This window comes from Paramuribaculum intestinale, assembly GCF_003024925.1.
GTDB classification, from domain to species: domain Bacteria; phylum Bacteroidota; class Bacteroidia; order Bacteroidales; family Muribaculaceae; genus Paramuribaculum; species Paramuribaculum intestinale.
The window spans coordinates 1-4,071 of record NZ_PUED01000196.1; the positions used below are offsets into that span (position 1 = coordinate 1).

Consider the following 4,071-nt stretch of genomic DNA (forward strand, 5'->3'; position numbering starts at 1 on the left):
AGATAAGCCAGAGCGCGACCAAAAAGGACAGGAACATCGCAGGGAAAACTATGGCATATTTTTTCAGGTTCTGGCGGTCTTTTTCAGTCTTGGGTTGGATCCAGCCGTTGACCTTCGCTTTCAGTTTCTCAAATGTCATGTTCAGAGAATTGGAATACGGGGGATTTCATGATCAACCCTTTCAGGTAAATCAAGCGATGGAATATGTTTAATCTCAATTGCAGTATGCGCATTGCCCTGTCCGAGACGGTAGCAGGCGTGACCGAATACGCCGAAGGCAATCAGTATAAACACGGTCAACATTATTGCCACGACAGTCATGCGGCGGTTGGGAGGAATGGACTCACACTTTGATTTGATGAGTGATAGAATCCTGCCTTTGGGGGTATACCATACAAAATGGTGTAAGGATTTGAAATTCATCAGCGTTTGACTGTAGATATATCTTTGTTTTCAAGGATTGTGAACCCCTCGATAATAAAACCGTTGGGGTTGTCATCAGACCTTGACGAGTTTGTCAGGCGGCAGACAGTTATCAGACTGCGGTGTGTGACATTGCTTTGACGGATAATCATCTGTCTGGCGTAGGTCTTTGCGGTATAGGGATAGTTGTTGAAGTCGCAGACCACGCTATCCACGTTGCACACCTGATTGATATTGCCGGAAATTATTCTGTTATAGTACCCTTTCTCTGCGAAGTCCGAATAATAATTATAGGCACTGTTGTCCGAAAGAATCAGAGCCCGGTTGATATTATGCTCGATTGCAGATTTGTCGGGTGACAGGGTAAAGAACAGTTCGTGAAAGCGACGAACATGCTCTCGTGCTTCTGCGGGCCGGTTCTGGCTCATATCCTGTGACAAGGCAAGCATCAAAGATTTGCCATTGTCCAGAACATAGATTTTCTCACGCTGCTTTTCAGCGAATTTAAAAACCATAATCAGAGCCACGGATACGACCACCGCACACATTGACACGAAAATTATACCGAACAGCCTCAACTGGCGAAATGAACTTTCTATGTTTTTTAATGACTTAAATTCCAAGTGAGCTTATTTTAGAAGTTTTCCGGCTCTGCCGGCCACATTGCCTGCCACTCCACCTGCCACACTGCCGACCATAGAGCCGCCTTGCATCGCAGTAGTATTGACCGCACGGTTATAATTGCCCGCACCACCTGCCTGAATAATCCATCCGGATACTGTCGGAATTGTGAAATAACCGATGATGCCTATTATCATAAAGATGATATAGCAGGTATTTGAACTGTCGAGGTCTGCGGCGGGGTTATTTGTCAGTTCCGAGATGTCGTTCTGGAGCATCAGAACTTGTATTTTAGCAAGAATTGTAGAAAACAGGTCTGCTACCGGGAGCCATAAATATGTCTGAATGTAGCGTTGAATCCACGTAGTCAAGGTCGACTGAAATCCATCCCAGGCAGACAAGGCAAAAGCTATCGGTCCGAGGATTGCCAATACAATAAGAAAAAAGGTCCTGATTGTGTCAATGGCAAGCGAAGCAGCCTGAAAAAGCATTTCCAGTAACTCTCTGAAAAAATTCTGGATAGCCTTCTTCACTTTATATATGCCTCGCTCGATATACATACCGGCAGCGGTGCCGACCTCGGTTACTCCGAGTTCGTCAATCTGACGGTCAAATTCTGCATCATCCACCAGATACGCCGTTGACGGATCATTCATCATTTTCTCGTATTCCAGTCGGTCCTTCTCCTCGCGATACTTCTTCATGTCCAATGTCTGACCTTCAAGCATAGAGGCTGTGCCTTGGACAATAGGTGACATTACGGTATTTATCGTACCGAGTACCATAGTAGGAAAGAACATGATACAGAACCCTATGACAAATGGACGAAGTAGCGGAAAGACATCAATAGGCTCAGCCCTTGCCAGTGACTGCCATACTCTATAAGCGACGAAGAACAGTGCCCCGAGTCCGGCGATAGCCTGGGCAACTCCCGCCATATCGGAGCATAGTGGCATCATTTCATCATACAACGAGCGGAGTATGGTGTGGAGGTTTGTGAAATCAATAGCACAAAGCATAGACTACCAGTATTTTTCCGAACCGTCACCATACAGACTAACGACTCGTTGTGTATCAGCCTTCTTTTTTGCCCGTAGATATGATACGCTGATATTCTTGTTAGTGTAGTATGCCGTCAGATTTTTCAACCTTTTCATCTCCCTGTAGCAGTCATCCACCACGTCCATGCGGTCTTTGTCGGTCATACTTAATGTCGTGATATTGACCACCTGTTTCAGATCTCCAAGTACTCCGTTGGCTTCTTCGAGGATACGGGTGTAGCCGGAGGCGATAGCCGAGAGCTCGGCACTTGTGAAGTTGGGATCGGTCAGCATCTTCTTGAAGTTGTTGACATAGTAACCGGATATGTCGCCGAGCATCAGGACGGTCTGCTGCACCTTGCGGGCATCGCGGACGAGGTTGTTGACCGATTGGAGAGCGTCATAATATTTCTTCGCCTGTTGGTAAATCTTTACCGTCTCTTTGAAGTTATTGACCATATTCGTCGCGGTCGTCGACTCCTGAACGAGTGATTTTGAAGAGTTTACGATGCTCTGGGCGATGTTTGACGGATCAATTACCGTCCATTGGGCGGAAGCATTACCAGTGCCGATTAACAAGCACAGAAAAAATGCAGGTATAAATATTTTGAATAATTTCATCATAATTTATTTATGTTTTGTCAGCCACATCCTCTTTTGCAGAGTTGAAAGCAGCCTCAATATCGTTAATGTTCTTAGCTACCTCCGGGCGTAGTGTGATAGGCTCAAATATTTCAGGCTTGACGGTTGGCATTATCCTTTTTATAGTCTCATATGCAAATTCTGAACATCTTGACAATTTGATACCATAATAATCGGCGACAAGAACTGTGTCGTCAACTGAATTGTACGCAATGGTACAGTAATTTGAATCATCGAGATAGTAAATATCGGGATTGATTTTGTGGTCGAACGGGATTCTTAGGGGAGCCGTAAACTTTCGTTTTTGAGAAATCCTATAATCTTCAGCGATTGCAAGATATAGGTTTCCAGCCTGATATATCTTTATGAAATAGTCCTTTGCATCCGACATCCATGTGCCTACAAGTGTTTGTCGCGGGTCGTTTGAGGCTATTTCTTTATCAATTTGGAGTGCTTCCTTTATAGCCTTGTCAACGGATACTCGCATACGCCCCACGATGTGTTCGACTTTACAGTGAAACCAGTGCTTGACCCGTTGCTCCGATTTGTCATAGAGGTATTTGACGGAAGTGTAGGTCGAATATCCTATCCTGCCGATAAGATACAGTGCAAGAAGAACTACACCTGACCAAAACATATACCATAACGATTTTCCTATAAAATCCATCAAAACTTCATGCTCATAGTAGAAGTAAATTAAATCTTTCATTATTGACTTGCTAATAATTTTATTGCGGTTTCTGTATCACCGCCAAGTTTATGCGCCATTTCAAGCACACGTAATTTTTCCGTTTCCTCTGTTGTGTAGCATAGATATTCTTCTTTGCTTACCTCCGTGGCATAGACGGCTGACTGTGTGCCACCAAGACCAATCCACACCTCCTTGTAGAGCCGATTGGGATTGTTTGCCATGTTTATACTGAGTATCTGCGACTTCTCCTTGTCGGTCAGACCAAGCAGTTCCTGAATCTGGTCGAAGCGATTCATATATTTGCGCTGATCCAAAAGTATCTTGCAGTCGGAGTTGTTGATGATAGTCTCCTTGACAATAGGCGACGAAATAATGTCGTCAACCTCCTGCGTCACCACTACCGCCTCACCAAAGTATTTACGCACAGTCTTATAGAGGTACTTCATATACTCCGCCATGTTAGCCGAAGAAAGAGCCTTCCAAGCCTCTTCACATATAAGGACTTTTCGGATACCTTTGAGCCTTCGCATCTTGTTGATGAAAGCCTCCATGATGATGATTGTCACCACTGGGAATAATTCCTTGTTATCCTTGATGCTGTCAATCTCGAAGACCACAAACCTCTTGTTCAGCAGGTCAATATTGGCTTTGGAG

Annotated in this window: 6 protein-coding genes; all 6 read right to left on the reverse strand. The window is 44.5% G+C overall.

Annotation, left to right across the window (positions count from 1 at the left end):
* Positions 1-141: 141 nt before the first annotated feature.
* A complete protein-coding gene (locus C5O24_RS11340; protein ID WP_107036653.1) occupies positions 142-423 on the reverse strand; it encodes a TraL conjugative transposon family protein in 282 nt (93 codons plus the stop codon).
* Entirely contained in the window at positions 423-1,046 is a 624-nt protein-coding gene (traK, locus tag C5O24_RS11345) for a conjugative transposon protein TraK (protein WP_107036652.1), read from the reverse strand. Before traK ends, C5O24_RS11340 begins: the two co-directional genes overlap by 1 nt.
* Positions 1,047-1,052: 6 nt before the next feature.
* On the reverse strand, positions 1,053-2,051 hold the full coding sequence (traJ, locus tag C5O24_RS11350) for a conjugative transposon protein TraJ (RefSeq protein ID WP_107036659.1): 999 nt from the start codon (positions 2,049-2,051) through the stop codon (positions 1,053-1,055).
* 15 nt (positions 2,052-2,066) lie between these two features.
* Positions 2,067-2,705 carry a DUF4141 domain-containing protein gene (locus C5O24_RS11355; protein WP_107036651.1) on the reverse strand — a complete coding sequence of 213 codons (639 nt, stop codon included), beginning with the start codon at positions 2,703-2,705 and terminating at the stop codon, positions 2,067-2,069.
* 10 nt (positions 2,706-2,715) lie between these two features.
* Entirely contained in the window at positions 2,716-3,435 is a 720-nt protein-coding gene (locus tag C5O24_RS11360; protein ID WP_107036650.1) for a hypothetical protein, read from the reverse strand.
* On the reverse strand, positions 3,435-4,071 hold a 637-nt coding region (locus C5O24_RS11365; RefSeq protein ID WP_133165554.1), incomplete at its 5' end, for a TraG family conjugative transposon ATPase. The genes C5O24_RS11360 and C5O24_RS11365, both read right to left, overlap by 1 nt.

Coding starts and splice junctions, on each gene's coding strand:
- C5O24_RS11360 (WP_107036650.1), bottom strand. CDS start 3,435: ATGAAAGATTTAATTTACTTCTACTATGAGCATGAAGTTTTGATGGAT.
- C5O24_RS11355 (WP_107036651.1), bottom strand. CDS start 2,705: ATGAAATTATTCAAAATATTTATACCTGCATTTTTTCTGTGCTTGTTA.
- C5O24_RS11340 (WP_107036653.1), bottom strand. CDS start 423: ATGAATTTCAAATCCTTACACCATTTTGTATGGTATACCCCCAAAGGC.